This is a genomic window from Streptomyces sp. NPDC056486 (assembly GCF_042795295.1).
In the GTDB taxonomy this organism is placed as follows: domain Bacteria; phylum Actinomycetota; class Actinomycetes; order Streptomycetales; family Streptomycetaceae; genus Streptomyces.
Map to the genome: position 1 here is coordinate 46,587 of NZ_JBHTSF010000004.1, position 18,783 is coordinate 65,369.

The window sequence follows — 18,783 nt, forward strand, 5'->3', positions numbered from 1 at the left end:
AGGCGGCCCGCACGGAGGCGGCGCGCGACATCAGCCGCGACACCCTGCCCGCCGGCGACGGCTGGGCCGCGACCGACGGCGGCACGACCGGGGGCGCGGGCCACGTCGAGGCCGCCGACCTGGTCAAGAGCTGGAACGGCAGCGCGCTGCACGCGAAGGGCTCGCTCTTCAACGGCTATCCCGTCGACCTGCTCGCGATCAACAACGCGTACAACTCCGGCAGCGAGCGCGATCTGACCCCCGACGTCGGCTGGGTGCCCTCATCGCACGGCCGCGTCGACAGCGCGGAGCGGGCCGACCACGACGTCGAGCGCGGTGCGGGCGCCGGGAGGATCCGATGAACCACGGCCCGGGGCCCGCGGCGCCCCGCACTCCGCTGCCGCTCGTCCTCGCCGGTGCGCGCGGGCACGGCAGATGGCACCTGGAGAACATCCGTCGGCTCCAACACGACGGTCTCGTACGGCTCGTGGGGATCTGCGAGCTCGATCCGCTGACCGGCGCCGAGCTGGACGGGGTGGTGGGTGAGCCCGCGCAGTCCGCGGACTTCGCCGGTCTGCTCGACGCCACCGGAGCCGCCGTCGCCGTCATCTGCACGCCCATCCCCACCCACGCGGACCTGGCCGTCGCCGCCGCCGCACGGGGCGTGCACCTGCTCCTGGAGAAGCCGCCCGCCCCTTCGTACGCCGACTTCCGGCGGATCACCGACGCGGTGGCCGCAGCGGGCGTGGCCTGCCAGGTCGGTTTCCAGTCGCTCGGCTCGCACGCGGTGCCCGCCATCCGCGCCCTGGTCGCCGACGGGGTGATCGGTGAGCCGATGGGCGTCGGCGCGGCCGGTGCCTGGGCGCGTGACGAGGCCTACTACCGGCGCGCGCCCTGGGCGGGGCGGCGCCGCCTGAACGGCGTGGACGTCGTGGACGGGGTCCTGACCAACCCCCTCGCCCACGCCGTCGCCACCGCCCTGGCGGTCGACGGGTCCCTGCGGGCCGAGGACGTCACGCGGGTGGACACGGAGCTGTTCCGCGCCAACGCCATCGAGTCCGACGACACCTCGTTCGTGGGGATCACCACGGCGCGCGGCAGCCGTATCGGCGTCGCCGCGACCCTCTGCGCCGAGCGTCCCGACGAGCCGTACGTCATCGTCCACGGCACCCAGGGCCGCATCACGTTCTGGTACAAGCAGGACCGGGTGCTCGTACAGCGCGCCGGACACGGACCCGAGGAGGTCCTTCACGGGCGGACGGATCTCCTCGAGAACCTCGTCGGGCATCTCGCGGGCCGTGCGGAGCTCCTTGTCCCGCCCGCGTCGACGGGCGCCTTCATGAAGGTCGTCGAGTCGATCCGCCTTGCGCCCGATCCGCACCCCCTGCCGGTCGAGGCCTGGCGCAGCGTGCCCGGCGAGCACGAAGGCGTCCGGCGCCGGGTCGTGCACGGCATCGACGGGCTCGTCGCGGCGAGCGCCGACACGATGTGCGGCTATGCGGAGCTCGGCACGTTCTGGGCGCTGCCCGAGCAGTCGCCCGCCTCCCGGCCCGCCGCACCTCCGGCCCCTGACACCCGGGCAGCCCCCACCACCGGGCCCTCCACCTCTCGCACCCCCACCGCCGAGACCCCACCGAGGTGAGAACGCCATGAACAGAACCGCGACCGACTCCGCGCTCATGCTGCGCTGCTCGGGCCGCCCCGTAGGCCGCTACGTCATCCACCCCTCGGCCGGTCCACGGCTCGCGCCCCGCCCCTACCTCCACCCCGTCCGTACTTTCGGTGGCCTCCCCGTCACCGAGTTGGGCCCTGCCGACCACCCGCACCACCTCGGCGTGGGTGTCGCCGTGCCCGACGCTGCGGGCCGCAACTTCTGGGGCGGTCGCACCTACGTGCGCGACCAGGGGCCGACCGAGCTCGACAACCACGGTGAGCAGCGCCACCTGGAGTTCAAGCTGCGCGACCCCGACGGGTTCGTCGAGGAGATCGGCTGGCTCGACGGGGAGTGCGAGCTGCTGCGCGAGCGGCGCACCGTGGCCGTCACGCCCCTGACCACGTCCGCCTGGGCCCTCGACTTCACGTTCTCCCTCACCAACCCGGCCGACGCGGAGATCTCGATCGGCAGCCCCGCCACCAACGGCCGCCCCGGGGCCGCCTACGGAGGCTTCTTCTGGCGTGCCCCCAAGGAGGCGCAGGCCCCCCAGGTGTTCACCGCGGACGCCGACGGCGAGGCCGCCGTCCACGGCGCGACGGCCGACTGGCTCGCCCTGGCGGGCCAGGGCTGGACCCTCGTCTTCGCCGGGGCGACGACCGAGACGCGACGCGACCCGTGGTTCGTGCGGACCGCGGAGTATCCGGGTGTCGGTTCCTCGCTCGCGCACGCGCGGCGCCTGCCGATCGGCCCCGGCGGGACCGTCGTACGCCGTGTCATCACCGTCGTCGCCGACGGCCGCCCGAGCAGGGCCGAGGCCGCCGGGCTCGTCCGCAAGGCGGTGACCGCGTGAACGCGCCCCGGACGAGCGCCCCTCAGCATCTTGGCGACCTCGGCGACGGGACCTATCGCAATCCCGTCCTCGCCGCCGACTGGTCCGACCCCGACGTCGTCCGCGTCGGCGACGACTTCTACCTCACCGCGTCCAGCTTCGGGCGCGCCCCGGGACTGCCGCTCCTCCACTCCCGTGACCTGGTGAACTGGACCCTGATCGGGCACGCCCTCGATCGCCTGGAACCGGCGGAGTCGTTCGCGGCGCCGCGGCACGACTGCGGGGTGTGGGCGCCCTCGATCCGGCATTACGAGGGGCGGTTCTGGGTCTTCTGGGGCGACCCCGACCACGGCGTGTTCCAGGTCAACTCCTTGGATATTCGCGGGCCTTGGAGCGCACCGCACCTCGTCAAGGCGGGCAAGGGGCTCATCGACGCCTGCCCGCTGTGGGACGAGGAGCGCGGCGAGGCGTATCTCGTGCACGCCTGGGCCAAGTCGCGCTCCGGCGTCAAGAACCGGCTGACCGGTCATCGCATGAGCCCCGACGGCCGGGAACTCCTCGACGAGGGGCAGGTGTTGGTCGACGGCGACCGGCTCCCCGGCTGGTTCACGCTGGAGGGGCCCAAGCTCTACCGTCACGACGGGTGGTTCTGGATCCTCGCTCCGGCCGGCGGGGTGGAGACGGGCTGGCAGGGCGCCTTCCGCTCACGGACCTTCCACGGCCCCTACGAGGAGCGGATCGTCCTGGAGCAGGGCGGCACCGACGTCAACGGTCCCCACCAGGGCGGCTGGGTGCGCACCCCGTCCGGCGACGACTGGTTCCTGCACTTCCAGCAGCGCGGCGCCTACGGCCGTGTCGTCCACCTCCAGCCGCTGCGCTGGGGCACGGACGGCTGGCCGGTGATCGGGGACGGCGGCACCCCCGTCGCCGTACACAAGAAGCCCGACCTGCCCCCGCAGCCCGTGTCGGCGCCCGCCACCGACGACGACTTCCCCGGTGGACGCCACGGCCGCCAATGGCAGTGGTCGGCCAACCCCCTTGACGGCTGGGCGACTTCACACGCGGCGGACGGTCTGCGGCTTGCCTGCGTACGGTCCGCGGACGCCCACGACCTGCGCCGCCTGCCGCACGTCCTGACCCAGCGACTGCCGCTCACGCCGTGCACCGTCGACGTCGACCTGCGCCTTGACGCCGCCGCGGCCGACGCCAGGGCCGGACTCGCCGTGCTCGGCGACGCCTTCAACTGGATCGGCCTCGAACGCGACGCCGACGGGGCGGTCCGCCTCGTCCACCGGTTCGCCGAGTCCGTCGCCGAGCGGGAGCGCGACGCCGAGCATCCGCGCCCCGCACCCGATGGCACCGCGCGGCTGCGGATCGACATCACGGACGGCGCACGCTGCCGCTTCTCGGCGGACACCGGCGACGGCTTCCGGCCCTCGGGCCAGGTATTCGCCGCGACGCCGTGGCGGTGGGTGGGCGCGTTGCTCGGCCTGTTCGCCACGGCCCCGGCAGGACGGAACGGGGCCGGGACAGCCCTGTTCACACACTTCCTGATCACCACCGACTGACCCTGCCCGTACGCCTGTTGGGAGCCGCAATGGAGCAGCACCTGCGCAGCAGCACCGGACGTCTGAGGGCCCGCGCCCTCGCGGCAGTGGCCGCGCTGGCCGTCGTCATCGGACTGACGGCCGTGCACGACCCGGCCCGAGCCTCGGCCACCCCGGCCCACGACCGTCTCTCCGGCACCCCGCACGGCTTCGCCTCGCTGGCCGGAGGCACCACCGGAGGCGCGGGCGGCAAGGTCGTCACCGTCACCGACCGGGCATCGCTCGCCAAGTACGCGGGCGCCGACGATCCCTACGTCATCCGCGTGAAGGGCACCGTGGCCGTCGAGCCGTTCGGTTCGGACATCGTGGTGGCATCGGACAAGACGATCGTCGGCGTCGGTAGAACCGGCGAGATCGTCCACGGCGAACTGCACCTGAATCCCGGCACGAGCAATGTCATCATCCGCAACCTGACCATCCGCGATTCGTATGTGGACGGCGACTGGGACGGCAAGACGCAGGACTTCGACGCGATCCAGCTGGACTCCGTCGACCACGTATGGATCGACCACAACCGGCTCACGCGCATGGGCGACGGCCTGATCGACCTGCGCAAGGACAGCGAGTACATCACGGTCTCGTACAACCGCTTCGAGAACCACAACAAGGCGTTCGGCATCGGCTGGACCGACCAGGTCAAGACGCAGGTGACCATCGACCACAACTGGTTCAGCGGCACCAAGCAGCGCAATCCGTCCGCCGACAACTGCGCCTACGCGCACCTGTACAACAACTACGTGTCGGCGCAGGTCGCCGACGGCGATCCGGTGTGGACCTACGGCAACTGGGCGCGCGGCAAGACGAATATGGTCATCGAGAACAGCTTCTACGAGGACGTCCAGCACCCCTACCAGGCCGACGCGACGGCCGAGTTGGTGCAGCGCGGCTCGATCGCGAAGAACACGACGGGACGCCACGACGCGTGGGGCACGGCCTTCGACCCGCGCGACTTCTACGCCTACGACCTCGACCCCGCGGCGGCCGTCCCCCGCCTGGTGAGGAAGTTCTCCGGACCGCAGAAGGCGATCGCCCCCTGACCCCACAGCACCTCGCACAACGCGCACAATCCGACCCGCACATCTGAAGAAGAGAGCCGACCATGAACATCAACACCCGAAGAAGCAGCAGAAGCCGTCGTGCGGTGGCCGCCGTCGCCTTCACCGCCGCGTTCGCGCTGACCGCCACCGCCTGTGGCGACGACGGCAGCGGGTCCGGCGGGGACAAGGGCAAGGAGGGTTCCGGGAAGGGCGAGATCACCTTCTGGGACAACAACGGCGGTGTCCGCACCGACGTGTGGAAGGAGATCATCAAGGACTTCGAGGCGAAGAACCCGGACATCCACGTCAAGTACGTGCCGATCCCCGCCGAGAGCGTCCAGTCCAAGTACGACACCGCCATCCAGGGCGGCGGCCTTCCCGACGTCGGCGGCGTCGGCGCCGCGATGCTCGCCGGGATCTCCGCACAGAACGCCCTTGAGCCGCTGGACGACCGGCTGAGCGGGAGCTCCCTCAAGGACAAGCTGAACCCGGGCATGGTCGACAGCGTCCGTGCGGCGGGCGGCGGCAACCGGCTCTTCACGGTGCCGACGTCCGCGAGCAACGGTGTGCTGTACTACCGCACCGACCTGTTCAAGGCCGCGGGCCTGGACGCCCCCACCAACTGGAGCAAGTTCTACGAGGCGGCCGAGAAGCTCACCGCCAAGGGCGACAACAAGTTCGGGTACACCATTCGCGGCGGCGAGGGTTCCATCGCCCAGGCGCTCGACGCGGCCTACGGCCAGTCCGGCATCGGTTCGTTCTGGGACGGCGACAAGACCACCGTCAACGACCCGAAGAACGTCGAGGCGCTGAAGAAGTACGTCGCGCTGTACAAGAACAACACCCCCGCGGCCGACGTCAACAACGACTTCAAGAAGATGAACGCCCAGTGGGACACGGGCCAGATCGGCATGCTCAGCCACAACCTCGGCTCCTACACGGACCATGTGAAGGCGCTCGGTGAGGGCAAGTTCCGCGGCCTGCCCAACCCGACGACCGATGCGGGCATACGCGTCCAGGTCTCCAACCCGGTCGACGGGCTAGGCCTGTTCAAGTCCAGCAAGAAGAAGGCGGCGGCCTGGAAGTTCATCGAGTTCGCGGCCTCGCACGAGTCCAACAGCAAGTGGAACAAGTCGGCGGGCGCCATCCCCGCCAACACCGCGGCCTCCAAGGACGCCTGGGTGAACGAGGCCGAGCCCACGAAGCTGGCCGCCGCGGCGCTCAACGACGGCTCCCTGAAGATCGTGCAGCTGCCGTACTACCTGCCCGACTGGAACACCATCAGCAAGGCTGACAACGAGCCGAACTACCAGAAGGTCCTGCTCGGCAAGATGTCCGCGAAGGACTTCCTCGACACCCTCGCCGAGCAGCTCAACAAGGCTCAGGCCGAGTGGAACGAACAGAACAAGTGACAGCGCGCCCCGCGCACGGCGTCGGCCGACGCCGTGCGGTCGCGGCCCTCGCGAGCCTTCCGCTCGCGGCGGCCGCGGCCCCGGCCGCCCTCGCCCGCTCGTCAGGATCCGCTCCGGCGAGCACGCTCTTCATCGCCGGGGACTCCACCGCCGCGCAGAAGTACACCGACGCGGCGCCCGAGACCGGCTGGGGCATGGCCCTTCCCTTCTTCCTCCACGACCGCCGGCTGAGAGTCGCCAACCACGCGGTGAACGGCCGGAGTTCGAAGAGCTTCGCCGACGAGGGCCGCCTCGCCGTGATCCTGGAGACGATCAGACCCGGCGACCGCCTCCTCGTACAGTTCGCGCACAACGACGAGAAGAGCGCCGACCCGACGCGCTACACCGAGCCCTGGTCCACGTACCAGGAGTACTTGATGCGGTACGTCGACGGGGCGCGGTCGCGTGGCGCGCGGCCGGTGCTCGCCACCGCCGTCGAGCGCAGGAAGTTCGACGCGGTCGGCACCGCGCTGCCCACCCACGGCGACTACCCGGCGGCGATGCGGGCGCTCGCCCGGGCCGAGGACGTGCCGCTGCTCGACGTCCAGGCCCTGTCGCTCGCCCTGTGGCAGAAGCTCGGCGTCGAGGAGACCAAGGCGTACTTCAACTGGACCGCCACCGAGCAGGACAACACGCACTTCAACCCGCCGGGCGCGATCGCCGTGGCACGTCTGGTGGCGGCCGAGCTGCTGCACCGCGGGGTGCTCGCACCGCGGGACGTGCGCCGGCTCGACGCCCCGATACCCGATTCCTGGATCACCTGGCCGGAAGGACCGTGACGATGAGGACACCGCGCACGACAAGCACAGCTGTACGAAGATCACTCACGCTGCTCGCGGGGTGCACCGCGCTGGTCATGACGGTGACGGCCGCCCCGGCATCGGCGGCGGGCGCCCGCGACGTACTGCCGCCCCGGGACGGCTGGGCGTCCGCCGACGGTGGGACCACCGGCGGCGCGCGGGCCGATGCCGCGCACACCTACACGGTCACCACCTGGGAAGAGCTGCGCGCCGCGCTCGCGGACGACGCGGGCGCACCCCGGCTCATCAAGGTCAAGGGCACGCTGAACGCCACGGCCGCGGGCTGCTCCGCGTTCGAGGCCGACGGCTATGACTTCGACCAGTACCTCGCCGACTACGACCCCGCGGTGTGGGGGTACGACACGCCGGTCAGCGGCGCGCAGGAGGACCTGCGGGCGGCGTCGGCGACCCGGCAGGGTGCGGCGATCAAGGCGTACGTCCCCGCCGACACGACCATCGTGGGCGTCGGCAAGGGCGCCGGTATCGTCGGCGGCAGCCTGCAGATCCAGGGCGTGGACAACGTCGTCGTCCGCAACCTCACCCTGGAGAGCCCCCTCGACTGCTTCCCGCAGTGGGATCCCACCGACGGCGCCACGGGGGCCTGGAACTCCGAGTACGACAGCATGGTCGTCCACAGTTCGACGCATGTGTGGGTCGACCACAACACGTTCACCGACGGCGAGCACCCCGACAGTTCACTGCCGTCGTACTACGGGGAGATCTACCAGCAGCACGACGGCGAGCTCGACGTCGTACGCGGCGCCGACCTGGTCACCGCCTCCTGGAACGTCTTCGCCGACCACGACAAGACCCTGATGATCGGCAACAGCGACAGCGCGGGCGACACGGACCGCGGCAAGCTGCGGGTCACCCTGCACCACAACGTCTTCAGGGACATCGTCGAGCGGGCGCCGCGTGTCCGCTTCGGGCAGGTCGACGCGTACAACAACCACTACGTGGTCCCCGCGGGCGGCTATCAGTACTCCTTCGGCATCGGTCAGGAGTCGCAACTCGTCGCCCAGAAGAACGCGTTCACACTCCCGGCCGGGGTCGGCGCGGGGAAGATCCTCAAGAAGTGGAAGGAGGCGCCGGTCACCGCCGACGCCAACTACGTCAACGGCAGGCGGGTCGATCTCATCGCCGTCCACAACGCGGAGATCCCGGAGGAGACCCTCCAGTCAGGTGCGGGCTGGACGCCGAGCCTGCGGACGCGGGTGGACGACCCGCGCAAGCTGCCCGGACTGCTCGCACGTGACGCGGGCGCGGGCAAGCAGCGCCGCTGACCTCCTTCCGCTCTCCCCTCTCCCCTCTCCCCTCCACCTTTTCCTGACTGAGCCGCACAGCGAAGGATCAGCCATGCCCTCGCACTACTCCCCCATGCCCTTCAGCCGACGTACGTTGCTCACCACCGGCGCGGGTGTCGGCGCCGCCCTGGCCCTCGGCAGCACCTCAACGGCCCGCGCCGCCGGTTCCCGCCCCGCCCGCCGGACGCTGTACGTCGACCCGGCGGGCCGCGGCGACCACACCACCGTTCAGGCCGCCGTGAACGCCGCTTCCGGTGGCGGCTGGACGCTGGTCCTCGCCCCGGGCACGTACCGCGAGACGGTGACCGTGCCCGAGACGAGTGCCGGGCTCACGCTCATCGGCGCGAGCGGTGACCCGCGCGACACGGTCATCGTGTACGACAACGCCGCGGGTACCCCGAAGCCCGACGGGTCCGGCACCTACGGCACCAGCGGCTCGGCCACCACAACCGTGCGGGCCGCCGGTTTCGCCGCGCACGCCATCACGTTCGCCAACGACTGGCTGCGGGCGGACCACCCCGACTACACCGGAACCCAGGCCGTCGCCCTCAAGGTGACGGGCGACCGCTCGGCGTTCTTCCGCTGCCGTTTCCTGGGCCACCAGGACACCCTCTACGCCGACACCGCGGACCTGGGCGCCTTCGCCCGCCAGTACTTCCGCGACTGCTACGTGGAGGGGGACGTCGACTTCGTCTTCGGCCGTGCCACCGCGGTCTTCGAGCGCTGCCGCTTCCACACCCTCACCCGGAGCGACCTGGCAGCGGCTCCGTACGGCTTCGTCTTCGCGCCGTCCACCGCCGTCGCCAACCCGCGCGGCTACCTGGTCAGCCGCAGCCGGGTGACGAGCGGCGCCCCGGACGCGTACTACAAACTGGCCCGCCCCTGGGTCCCCAGTTCGGACACGACGGCCCGCCCCATGCTGACGGTGCGCGAGACCCACCTGGGGCGCGGCATCGACGCGGTGACCCCGTACGCGAACATGCGTGACGCCTATCCCTGGCAGGACCAGCGGTTCGCCGAGTACCGCAACACGGGTCCGGGAGCGGCCGTCACCATCCCTCCGAACCGCCCCCAACTCACCCGCAGCCAGGCCGAGTCGGCCACGCGCGCCGCCTACCTGACGGACTGGGCACCTACGGGTAAGGACCGCTGACAGAAGGCCACCAGTGACCGGCCGGCCGGTCGGTCGGTCACTGATGGCCCGGGTATGACGTCTGCTACTGGTAGCTGATGTCCGACGCGCTGTACTTGCAGTACGTGCCGTCGGCGCCGCTGCCCGTCTCGACGGGCTCGGCGCCCGAAGAGTTGCCCGTGTAGCGGATACAGGGCTTGATCTTCTTGCTGCTGTCGCCGTGGATGCGGACCTTGCTCAGGGTCGCCGTGTCGCCGTAGTTGGTGTTGATGCCGACCAGGGACTTGCCGGGCGCGGTCACGTCCACGTCATTGACGGTGATCGTGCGCTTGTACTGCTTGGAGCAGTTGCCGCAGGAGCGGACCAGCTTGCCGAAGTCCGAGACCTGGAATCCGGAGATGTTCAGCTTGCCCGCGCCGTTGAACTGGAGGACCTTGTCGTCGGCCTTCCTGGCGCCGCCACCGGTCACGTTGTACACGGAGCTGGTCGAGGTGCCCTTGAAGCTGGCCGCGTCCTCGCCGACGTCCTCCCACCACACGTTCTGGATGGTGCAGCTGCCCGAGCAGTGCACGCCGTCGGCGGCGGGCTTGCCGATCACGACGTTCTTCAGGACGGCGCCGTCCTTCAGCTTGAAGATCGGGTCCTGGCCCTCTTCCTGGCCGTCGCCGCCGAGGTCACCGCTGCCGTAGAAGCGCTGGAGTCCACCGTCGTAGGTGCCGGACACCTCGATGGTCTTGGTGACGGCCTTGTCGCCAGTGGGGGTGGGCCAGGCGGCCGCGGTGGTCGCCGCTCCCGCCGGGGAGAGCAGTACGTTGGCGCCGAGGGTGGCGCCGGTCAGCAGCAGGGCGCCGCCCGTCGCGCCCACGACGCGGCGGCGGGTGAGGCGGCGCTTGCTGCTCTTGCGCAGTTCGGCTCGTTGCGTGGTCATGGGGGACCGCTCTTTCGCTGGGGGGATGACCTTTGCGTCTGCTGGTCTCCGCCCGGGTGCGGAAGGTTGCCGCCCTGCAGGAAAATTCTCCCGCAGCCTAGGAAGTGCGGGCGAAGTCGCCGCGCACCGCCGCCTTTTGGCCCGCGGTGGTAGCCTCCGCCGCGTACGTGTCCTCGCCCGCGTCCCTGCCGCCCTCGGCGTGGTTGTACTGACCGGCGAAGACGTGCTCCCCCGCCGGGACGGTACGGCCCGCCTTCAGCGTCCAGCGGTAGACCAGCTCGCCGCCCTGTTCGCGTACGGAGACGGTGAAGTCGTCGGCGGACAGGGAACGCCAGTTGCCCGCGTCGGCGACCCCGCCGGTCTGCGCGACGCGCAGTTCGACGGTGAGCGCGGTGAGGGGCTTCTCGGTCTTGAAGGTGAGGGTGCTCTGCGCCCAGAAGTCGTTGCTCTGCGGGTCGATGGAGCCGTCGCTCCAGAGGTAGCGGTCCTCGACGCTCTTGGCGTCCGGGGCCACACGCCCGGTGGGCGGCGGGGGTTGGGGCTTCTTCGACTTCCGGTTCGGATCCTGGTCCGTGCCCCTGTCCGATGCGCTCCCCGTGGCCTTGCCCGACGGGTGCGTGGGGTCGGCCGGTGAACTCGGCTTGGCGTTCTCGTCGTCCGGCGCGGAGGCGGAGGGGCTCGGCGCGGAGGGGGATTCGGGAGCGGCGGGTGTGCCCACGGTGCGGGGCGGCGGATCCCCTCCCTGGACGACGGAGGCGACGGCGTAACCGCCGAGCGCGAAGACTCCGGCCACGGCGGCCGTCGCGCCCGCTATCCGCAGCCACGGTGCGGGCCGTGGCAGCCTGCCGCGGGACGAGGAACCGGGGGCGGCGGCGTCGCGCTCCATGCCTCGCTCGATCCGGGCGAGCATCCGTTCCCGGTCGGGGCGGTGCTCGGCAGCGGTATCGCGCAGCTGCTTGCGTACGTCGTCCATCACTGCCTCCCTCCCACGAGTTGCGACGCGGCCAGTTCGCCCAGGAGCCGTTGCAGCTCCGCCATTCCCTTGGACGTCTGGCTCTTCACCGTACCGACCGATATTCCCAGGGTGAGCGCGGTGTCCTTCTCCGACAGGTCGAAGGCGTGCCGCAGGACCACACAGGCCCGCTTACGGAACGGCAGCGTACGCAATGCCTCCTGGACATCGACGACCGCGGGTACGTCGGGGTCGTCGACGCCCTCCGCCCGCTGCCCCCAGAACAGCGCCACACGGCGGCGCTCTCGGACGGCGCTGCGGATGCGGGTGCGCGCCATGTTGGCGACGACTCCACGGGCGTACGCGGCGGGGTGGTCGGCGGCGCGCACCCGGTCCCAGCGGTGCCAGAGCGCGACCAGGGCGTCCGCCGCGAGATCGTCCGCGGCATCCTTCTCGCCGGTCAACATGTGGGCGAGGCGCGCCAGTTCGGCATAGTGCCGCTCGAAGAAGTCATGGAACTCCGCGGCGGCTGCGTCGTCGACGGCTGTCCCCACGGGTGACCTCTTTCCTGTGCCTGCGCGGCTCTGCACGCGCGCTGGTGACCCCCGTGCCGCCGAAGCGCGGTGCGCGAGCATAGCAACGTCTGTGCGAGACATCGAACAACGTCCGGAATCCCAGGCAGGTCTGAGCCAATGCCCGGCCAAGCGGTATGGGGTCATCCGGCCCGGTTCAGGTACTGCGGGACCGGTGCCGCGTCGGTACCGGTGTCCCGTACGTAGCCGTAGCGCACCACCCCCCGTGCGGGGTCCGGGGGTTGGGTGATGTCGCCGGTCACCGCGGCCCGGTCCGTGGGCTGGACGATGAGGTTGTAGTCGGCGCCCCTCTCGTTCTGGCGGAGAGTCACTTCTCCGTCGACGTAGTAGTACTCGTTCTGCCACATCTGTTGAGCGCCCTCGGGCAGCACGGTGAACCCGGTGGCCGGCGAGCCCATCCAGGTGTGCGGCCGGTCGGTCGCCGTCGGCATCTGGTCGTCCATGCGCCGCCCGCCGCCGGACGCGACGTGGAAGAGCTTCCCCTGCAGGCCGGTCCAGGTCGGCATGACAAGGGCGCCTGCTCGTTCACCGGGCAGGATCTGCCAGCGGACCAGCGCGTAGCCGCACCCGCGCAGGGTGACGGTGTCGCCCCGGTGCACCATCACCGCCTTCGGCCCCGCCGAGCTGGTCAGGCCGGTCTCCGGGCGGCGCGGCAGGGGGCCGGGGCGTGCCGACGGGTCGGGGGCGGGCTCGGCCTTGTCCACGACGCTGCCGTAACGGGGGGCGGGCTTCTTCGACTTGGGCTTGGGCTTGTGGCTGGTCTCGGGCTTGCGGCTCGGTTTCGGTGATGCGGCGGGCGGAGTGGTCGCGGGAGCGGTGGAGACGCTCATTTCCGGGGACGGGGCCGCCGCGCGGGGCGGGCGCGGCGGGTCCTGGTGGTCGTGGACGATGTAGGCACCGCCCGCGATGAGGGTGAGACCGGCCGTGGCGGCGACCGCGGGCTTGCCGAGGAGCTGGAGGAGGTGGGCTGTCAGGCCCACCGGGTCGGCGGCAACGGCTTGCCCGCCGGAGCCCGCACCAGCGGCCCCCGCCCCCGCCGCACCACTTCCGAGCGCCGCCGTGGCCGCAACCGCCTGCGTCGTGCCTCCGCCGAGCAGCCCCGCCAGCGCGTGCAGCGCGAAACCCACCGGGATCGGCACCAGCGCGAGACCCGCGAGGAGCCGCTCCGCCGGGACGGTGTCGGGAGCCGCGCCACCGCACCAAGGACAGCCGCGCAGATGCCTCAGGATGCGCTTGCGCCACACCGATCCCGGCCGTCCGTCCCACTCCGCGGTGGCCTCGGCGAGCGCGGCGCATCTCGGCTGTGCGTCGAGGGCGCGTACGAGGGAACGGGCCGTCTCCAGGCGCTCCTTGAGCCGCTGCACCCGTACCGCCGTGTGCTGGCGAGTCAGGCCTAGCGCCTCTGCGAGGTCGGGCCTGCTGAGCGAGCCCGCGACCTCCAGCCACCACAGCGAGAGCAGCTCCCGGTCCTCCGGGTCGAGCCACCGGGTGGCTTCGGCGACCTCGCGGCGCTGCCCCTCGAGACCGAGGCGCAGCACGGTCAGGCCCGCGAAGTCGCCCTCGGGGTCGGCCGGTTCACGCTCCAGGGCTGATGCGGGCACGGTCCGCCGGGACCGGGCGGCGCGCGCCCGGTCCCGTATTCGGTGCATGGCGATGGCCACGAGCCAGGATCTGAAGCCGTCCGGGTCGCGGAGTTCGGCGATGGAGCGGACCACGCGCAGCATGGTGTCCTGCACGATGTCGTCGACGTCCGGATGGCCGTCGAGCGCCCGGCCGACGATGTTGTAGACCAGCGGCAGATGCGCGGTGAGCAGCTCGTCGAGTGCGTGCCGGTCACCGTCGCGCGCGGCCTCGACCAGACCACGTGTCCGGGGCTCTTCCACCGCTGTTTCCACTCCTTCGGATCCGTGTGTCCTGCCCTCCCGTCGGCGGGCCGGGAACTGTACCTGACCAGGCCATGAAGGGAGACGCGCGGACGGCGCCGCGGATAACAGAAACTTTCCGGGCGATGGACTCGTACAAGCGGCAACCTTTCGCGCGCCCCGCGGCGACTGAGTCGAGGCACTGTCCCTCTCCCGCACTCCACTCACTCCCCCCGCAGGAGCACCCCATGCCCGAGCACCCGTACACCGAAGTCCACCGCCGCAGGGGCCGAAGAGCACGGCGGGCCCGCGGCCGGGTCCTGATCACCGCCGTCCTGGCGGGCGCACTCGCCGCCGGAGGGCTCATCGCCCTGTCGTCCACCTCGTCGGCGGCGACCACCCGCCAGGCCGAGGCGCTTGACCGGGGCGTGGTCAGCGTGCACACCGACGCCGGGAACCTGGTCAGCTGGCGCTGGCTCGGCACCGATGACGACGACGTGGCCTTCAACGTCTACCGAGGGAGTACGAAGGTCAACTCGTCCCCCGTCACCGGCTCGACGAACTACTTTCACGCGGGCGCCCCGAACAGCGCCGACTACACCGTGCGCGCGGTGGTCGACGGCGCCGAGCAGGGCGACTCCGTGCACGCGGTGCAGTTCCGCGCCGGATACAAGGACGCGCCGATCACGCCGCCCGCCGGGGGCACGACCCCGGACGGCGTGGCGTACACGTACGAGGCGAACGACGCGTCCGTCGGCGACCTCGACGGGGACGGCGCCCTGGACTTCGTACTGAAGTGGCAGCCCACCAACGCCAAGGACAACTCCCAGTCCGGCTACACCGGCAACACGATCATCGACGGCATCAAGCTGGACGGCACCCGGCTGTGGCGGATCGACCTGGGCCGCAACATCCGCTCGGGCGCGCACTACACGCAGTTCCAGGTGTACGACTACGACGGCGACGGCAGGGCCGAGGTCGCCACGAAGACGGCGGACGGCACGAAGGACGGCGCGGGCAAGGTGATCGGCAGCTCGTCCGCCGACCACCGCAACTCCAGCGGCTATGTCCTTGCCGGGCCCGAGTATCTGACCATGTTCGACGGCCGCTCCGGCGCCGCACTCGACACGGTCGACTATGTCCCGGCGCGCGGCACCGTCTCCAGCTGGGGCGACAGTTACGGCAACCGCGTCGACCGCTTCCTCGCCGGGACCGCCTACCTCGACGGCAGCAGGCCGTCGCTCATCATGGCGCGCGGTTACTACACGCGGTCCGTCATCGCCGCCTGGGACTGGCGGAACGGAGCCTTCACCCGGCGCTGGACCTTCGACACCAACTCATCGACGAACACCGGCAAGGGGTACGACGGCCAGGGCAACCACAGCCTGTCGGTCGCGGACGTCGACGACGACGGCAAGGACGAGATCGTCTACGGCGCGATGACCGTCGACGACAACGGCAGCGGTCTGTGGACGACGAAGCTCGGGCACGGCGACGCCGGGCACGTCGGCGACCTCGATCCGTCGCGCGCGGGCCTCGAGTACTTCAAGGTGTCCGAGGACAGTTCCAAGCCGGGCTCCTGGATGGCCGACGCCCGCACGGGGCAGCGCCTGTGGACCACGGCGTCCGGCTCCGACAACGGCCGGGGCGTGTCCGCCGACATCTACGCCGGTTCCGCGGGCGCCGAGTCGTGGTCCGCGGCGGACAGCACCCTGCGCTCGCCGTCGGGGGCCTCGGTCGGCCGCGAGCCGTCCAGCGTCAACTTCGTGAACTGGTGGGACGGCGACACCACCCGCGAACTTCTCGACGGCACCCGGATCGACAAGTACGGCACAGGCGGCGAGACCCGTCTGCTCACCGGCGCCTCGGTCGCGTCCAACAACGGCACGAAGGCGACCCCGGCGCTCTCCGGCGACATCCTCGGCGACTGGCGCGAGGAGATCGTGTGGCGCACCGCGGACAACAAGGCGCTGCGGATCTACTCCACCCCGCACGAGACGAGCACGAAGATCACCACGCTGCTCCACGACATCCAGTACCGCACGGCGCTCGCCTGGCAGAACACGGCATACAACCAGCCCCCGCACCCGAGCTTCTTCATCGGCTCCGGCATGGCAAAGGCGCCGCGTCCGGTGGTGTCCACGCCCTGAGGGGTGCCGCGGGGCCGGTGGCGGGGCAGCTCCCTCGCCCCGTCACCGGCCGGCACCGCCGCTACTTCGCGTACAGCAGTGTCCCGAAGCCCAGCTGGTCGAACCCGCCGCTGTTGGGGCCGTAGTCGCCGCCGCCGCCCTCTGGTCTGACCTTCTCCGCGAGGGCGGTGATGTAGGGGACGGACAGCCTGCGGCGGCGCGCGTAGTGGAAGTGGAGGAGGTCCCACACCGGGCGTGCCTGGCCGCGGCCGGCTTCGGAGATGACGGTCTGCTCGCGGTAGGCGCAGTTCTGCCCTGTGCCCCAGGTGTACTTGGTGAACGGCACGTCCTGGCCCAGGTTGTACTTGGCGACGTACTGGGCTGCCTTCATGAACCGGTTGTCGTCGTGGCCGTACAGATCGTCGCCCTGGTTCCAGGCCATCTCGCAGATCGCGCCCATCAGGCCCATGCCCATCACGGTGTGGCCCTGGTCGCGGCCCGACTCCTGCCACTGGGCGAGGCCTTCGCCGTCGTACACGAAGGGGACGGCCTTCTTGATGGAGCCGTTGCCCGCGCCGTTCTTGAAGTAGTCCACCGCGCGGTCGTACTTGGCCTTGTCGTCGCACAGGATGCCGATGGCCATGACCGATGCCATGTTGCACAGGTCCCAGTTGGCCCAGTAGTTGGTGATGCAGGCGCCGTTGTGGTTCTTCAGGAAGTCGTCGTTGAGGGGGTAGAAGACCTTGAGCAGCATCGTTTTGAACCGGTCGAGGTCGAACCCGCTGTAGCCGCGCATGAGTTCGGCGGCGTTGGCGAACTGGTAGCCGTAGATCCCGGCGGCCAGGAAGCGGTCGGCGTTGCCCGTCACCTGGGTGAGCGTGGCCGACCAGGCGTTGAGGATGTCGCGCGCGGTGTCGCCGTGCGCGGCCGAGCCGACTGTCCGCCAGCGCAGGGCGTTCTGGTAGGCGGCGTGGATGTCGCGGTAGAGGGTGGGGTAGTTCTGGCCCGTGCCGCCGCGGATGATCACGTCCCGGGGGCTGGCCTTCCAGGTGGCCGCGGAGAGTGCGTTGGCCGTCAGCTTCTGCCAGCCGGCCGCCCAGGGCGCGGCGCCCGCGGCGACCTTCACCTTGGCGCGGTTGAGGTCGCCCGCGTTGTGCAGCATGCCGGGGTGGGTGAAGGCCGCGGGGGCGGCGTCCGCCTTCTCGTCGGTGAGGGCGATCGTGGCGGCGCCGCCGACCGCGCCCGCGACGGCTAGGCCGCCGGAGAGCTGAAGCATGCCGCGACGGCTGAGCCGATGCCTGTTGTCCTGACCCATGGGGAGGGCTCCTTGAGACGTACGAAGGGTGCGATCACGCAGGAGACGGGGCGGGCGGTCGCCGATAACAGAAATCGGCACCTCGTCAGCTGCGCCCTTCGTCAGCCGCGCCCGCCGTCAGCCCTTCGCGGGCCCGGGACCCGAGCTGGCCCGGACCGTCAACTCCGGTTCGATCAGGGCGACTTCCTCCGACGCCTGCCCCCGCAGCTTCGCGACGACGCGCTCCACCGCCTGCCGCCCCATCTCCTGCGCCGGGATGGCGACGGAGGTCAGGCGCACCGAGGCCTGGGTGGCGACCTGGTCGGGGCAGATCGCGATGACCGAGACGTCTTCGGGAATGGCGCGGCCCTGCTGGCGCAGGAGGCTCAGGAGGGGTTCCACGGCCGACTCGTTCTGCACGACGAACCCCGTGGTGCCCGGGCGTTCGTCGAAGATCCGGGCCAGGGTCGCGGCCAGTGCGTCGTACGTCCCCTCGCAGGGCCGGTGCAGCACCCGCACGCCGAGCTCCCGGGCCCGCGTGCGCAGGCCGTCCAGGGTGCGTTCGGCGAACCCGGTGTGCCGCTCGTACACGGCGGGCGCCTCGCCGATGACGGCGATCTCCTCGTGGCCGAGCCCGGAGAGGTGCTCGACGCACTGTGCGCCGGTCGCCACGAAGTCGAGGTCCACGCAGGTCAGGCCGGTGGGGTCGGCGGGGAGGCCAATGAGGACGGTGGGCCGGTCGATCTCGCGGATCAGCGGAAGGCGCTCGTCGTTCAGCTCCACGTCCATCAGGATCATCGCGTCGGCGAGCGCGCTGCCCTCGATGCGGCGGACCGCCTCGGGGCCCTCCTCGCCGGTCAGGAGCAGCACGTCGTACCCGTGGGTGCGTGCGGTGGTGGCGACGGCGATGGCTATCTCCATCATCACCGGCACGTACATGTCGGTGCGCAGCGGCACCATCAGCGCGATGATGTTGGACTTGCTGCTGGCCAGGGCGCGGGCGCCGGCGTTCGGGTGGTAGCCGAGCTCGCGGATGGACCGCTCGACGCGGTCCTTGGTGGAAGCGGAGATGGACCGCTTGCCGCTGAGTACGTAGCTCACCGTGCTGGCCGAGACTCCGGCGTGGTGGGCGACCTCGGCAAGGGTGACCATTCAGTTCTCCTGGACAGATCGACAGACCGACAGTTCGACAGATCGACAGGCCGGCAGGTCGTGAGGCGGTGGCGAAGCGC

At 71.0% G+C, this 18,783-nt stretch carries 14 protein-coding genes and 2 pseudogenes; 10 read left to right on the plus strand and 6 right to left on the minus strand.

Features of this window, described 5'->3' with window-relative positions; translation table 11 throughout:
* Nucleotides 1-98: 98 nt before the first annotated feature.
* The 9 genes and pseudogenes from ACFQ7F_RS03575 to ACFQ7F_RS03615 all read left to right on the plus strand — a co-directional run.
* Nucleotides 99-341: pseudogene (locus tag ACFQ7F_RS03575) on the plus strand (pectate lyase); the annotation flags it as partial.
* Nucleotides 338-1,621 carry a Gfo/Idh/MocA family protein gene (locus ACFQ7F_RS03580; RefSeq protein ID WP_383265443.1) on the plus strand — a complete coding sequence of 428 codons (1,284 nt, stop codon included), beginning with the start codon at nucleotides 338-340 and terminating at the stop codon, nucleotides 1,619-1,621. The pseudogene ACFQ7F_RS03575 and the gene ACFQ7F_RS03580, both read left to right, overlap by 4 nt.
* Nucleotides 1,622-1,628: 7 nt before the next feature.
* Nucleotides 1,629-2,483, plus strand: coding sequence for a PmoA family protein (locus tag ACFQ7F_RS03585; RefSeq protein WP_383265446.1), 855 nt, complete (start codon nucleotides 1,629-1,631; stop codon nucleotides 2,481-2,483).
* On the plus strand, nucleotides 2,480-4,030 hold the full coding sequence (locus ACFQ7F_RS03590; RefSeq protein ID WP_383265449.1) for a family 43 glycosylhydrolase: 1,551 nt from the start codon (nucleotides 2,480-2,482) through the stop codon (nucleotides 4,028-4,030). The genes ACFQ7F_RS03585 and ACFQ7F_RS03590 overlap by 4 nt, the downstream gene beginning before the upstream one ends.
* 29 nt (nucleotides 4,031-4,059) lie before the next feature.
* Nucleotides 4,060-5,097: pseudogene (locus tag ACFQ7F_RS03595) on the plus strand (polysaccharide lyase family 1 protein); the annotation flags it as partial.
* A 71-nt stretch (nucleotides 5,098-5,168) separates the two neighbouring features.
* A complete protein-coding gene (locus ACFQ7F_RS03600) occupies nucleotides 5,169-6,518 on the plus strand; it encodes an ABC transporter substrate-binding protein (protein WP_383265452.1) in 1,350 nt (449 codons plus the stop codon).
* Nucleotides 6,515-7,336 carry a rhamnogalacturonan acetylesterase gene (locus tag ACFQ7F_RS03605; protein WP_383265455.1) on the plus strand — a complete coding sequence of 274 codons (822 nt, stop codon included), beginning with the start codon at nucleotides 6,515-6,517 and terminating at the stop codon, nucleotides 7,334-7,336. Before ACFQ7F_RS03600 ends, ACFQ7F_RS03605 begins: the two co-directional genes overlap by 4 nt.
* Before the next feature lie 2 nt (nucleotides 7,337-7,338).
* Entirely contained in the window at nucleotides 7,339-8,640 is a 1,302-nt protein-coding gene (locus ACFQ7F_RS03610; protein ID WP_383265458.1) for a polysaccharide lyase family 1 protein, read from the plus strand.
* Between the two features lie 73 nt (nucleotides 8,641-8,713).
* Nucleotides 8,714-9,814 (plus strand): pectinesterase family protein, encoded by a 1,101-nt coding sequence (locus tag ACFQ7F_RS03615; RefSeq protein WP_383265461.1) that lies wholly within the window; start codon nucleotides 8,714-8,716, stop codon nucleotides 9,812-9,814.
* A 64-nt stretch (nucleotides 9,815-9,878) separates the two neighbouring features.
* On the opposite strand, the gene ACFQ7F_RS03620 is transcribed toward ACFQ7F_RS03615, so the two are convergent.
* From ACFQ7F_RS03620 to ACFQ7F_RS03635, 4 genes are all read right to left on the minus strand, one after another.
* Entirely contained in the window at nucleotides 9,879-10,721 is an 843-nt protein-coding gene (locus ACFQ7F_RS03620) for a pectate lyase (protein ID WP_383265464.1), read from the minus strand.
* Nucleotides 10,722-10,818: 97 nt separating this feature from the next.
* Nucleotides 10,819-11,694, minus strand: coding sequence for a hypothetical protein (locus ACFQ7F_RS03625; protein ID WP_383265467.1), 876 nt, complete (start codon nucleotides 11,692-11,694; stop codon nucleotides 10,819-10,821).
* Nucleotides 11,694-12,227, minus strand: coding sequence for a SigE family RNA polymerase sigma factor (locus ACFQ7F_RS03630; RefSeq protein ID WP_383265470.1), 534 nt, complete (start codon nucleotides 12,225-12,227; stop codon nucleotides 11,694-11,696). Before ACFQ7F_RS03630 ends, ACFQ7F_RS03625 begins: the two co-directional genes overlap by 1 nt.
* Before the next feature lie 161 nt (nucleotides 12,228-12,388).
* Nucleotides 12,389-14,149, minus strand: a complete 1,761-nt coding sequence (locus ACFQ7F_RS03635; RefSeq protein WP_383265473.1) for an RNA polymerase sigma factor — start codon at nucleotides 14,147-14,149, stop codon at nucleotides 12,389-12,391.
* A 227-nt stretch (nucleotides 14,150-14,376) separates the two neighbouring features.
* Between ACFQ7F_RS03635 and ACFQ7F_RS03640 the strand changes: the two genes are divergently transcribed.
* The gene (locus ACFQ7F_RS03640; RefSeq protein ID WP_383265476.1) at nucleotides 14,377-16,278 is read left to right on the plus strand and encodes a rhamnogalacturonan lyase; all 1,902 of its coding nucleotides are present in this window, start codon (nucleotides 14,377-14,379) and stop codon (nucleotides 16,276-16,278) included.
* A 61-nt stretch (nucleotides 16,279-16,339) separates the two neighbouring features.
* Here ACFQ7F_RS03640 and ACFQ7F_RS03645 read toward each other — a convergent pair whose 3' ends face one another.
* A complete protein-coding gene (locus tag ACFQ7F_RS03645) occupies nucleotides 16,340-17,572 on the minus strand; it encodes an alginate lyase family protein (RefSeq protein ID WP_383265479.1) in 1,233 nt (410 codons plus the stop codon).
* A gap of 117 nt (nucleotides 17,573-17,689) precedes the next feature.
* On the minus strand, nucleotides 17,690-18,703 hold the full coding sequence (locus tag ACFQ7F_RS03650) for a LacI family DNA-binding transcriptional regulator (protein ID WP_383265482.1): 1,014 nt from the start codon (nucleotides 18,701-18,703) through the stop codon (nucleotides 17,690-17,692).
* Between the last annotated feature and the right edge of the window lie 80 nt (nucleotides 18,704-18,783).

Coding starts and splice junctions, on each gene's coding strand:
- ACFQ7F_RS03580 (WP_383265443.1), top strand. CDS start 338: ATGAACCACGGCCCGGGGCCCGCGGCGCCCCGCACTCCGCTGCCGCTC.
- ACFQ7F_RS03585 (WP_383265446.1), top strand. CDS start 1,629: ATGAACAGAACCGCGACCGACTCCGCGCTCATGCTGCGCTGCTCGGGC.
- ACFQ7F_RS03600 (WP_383265452.1), top strand. CDS start 5,169: ATGAACATCAACACCCGAAGAAGCAGCAGAAGCCGTCGTGCGGTGGCC.
- ACFQ7F_RS03610 (WP_383265458.1), top strand. CDS start 7,339: ATGAGGACACCGCGCACGACAAGCACAGCTGTACGAAGATCACTCACG.
- ACFQ7F_RS03615 (WP_383265461.1), top strand. CDS start 8,714: ATGCCCTCGCACTACTCCCCCATGCCCTTCAGCCGACGTACGTTGCTC.
- ACFQ7F_RS03620 (WP_383265464.1), bottom strand. CDS start 10,721: ATGACCACGCAACGAGCCGAACTGCGCAAGAGCAGCAAGCGCCGCCTC.
- ACFQ7F_RS03625 (WP_383265467.1), bottom strand. CDS start 11,694: ATGGACGACGTACGCAAGCAGCTGCGCGATACCGCTGCCGAGCACCGC.
- ACFQ7F_RS03640 (WP_383265476.1), top strand. CDS start 14,377: ATGCCCGAGCACCCGTACACCGAAGTCCACCGCCGCAGGGGCCGAAGA.
- ACFQ7F_RS03645 (WP_383265479.1), bottom strand. CDS start 17,572: ATGGGTCAGGACAACAGGCATCGGCTCAGCCGTCGCGGCATGCTTCAG.
- ACFQ7F_RS03650 (WP_383265482.1), bottom strand. CDS start 18,703: ATGGTCACCCTTGCCGAGGTCGCCCACCACGCCGGAGTCTCGGCCAGC.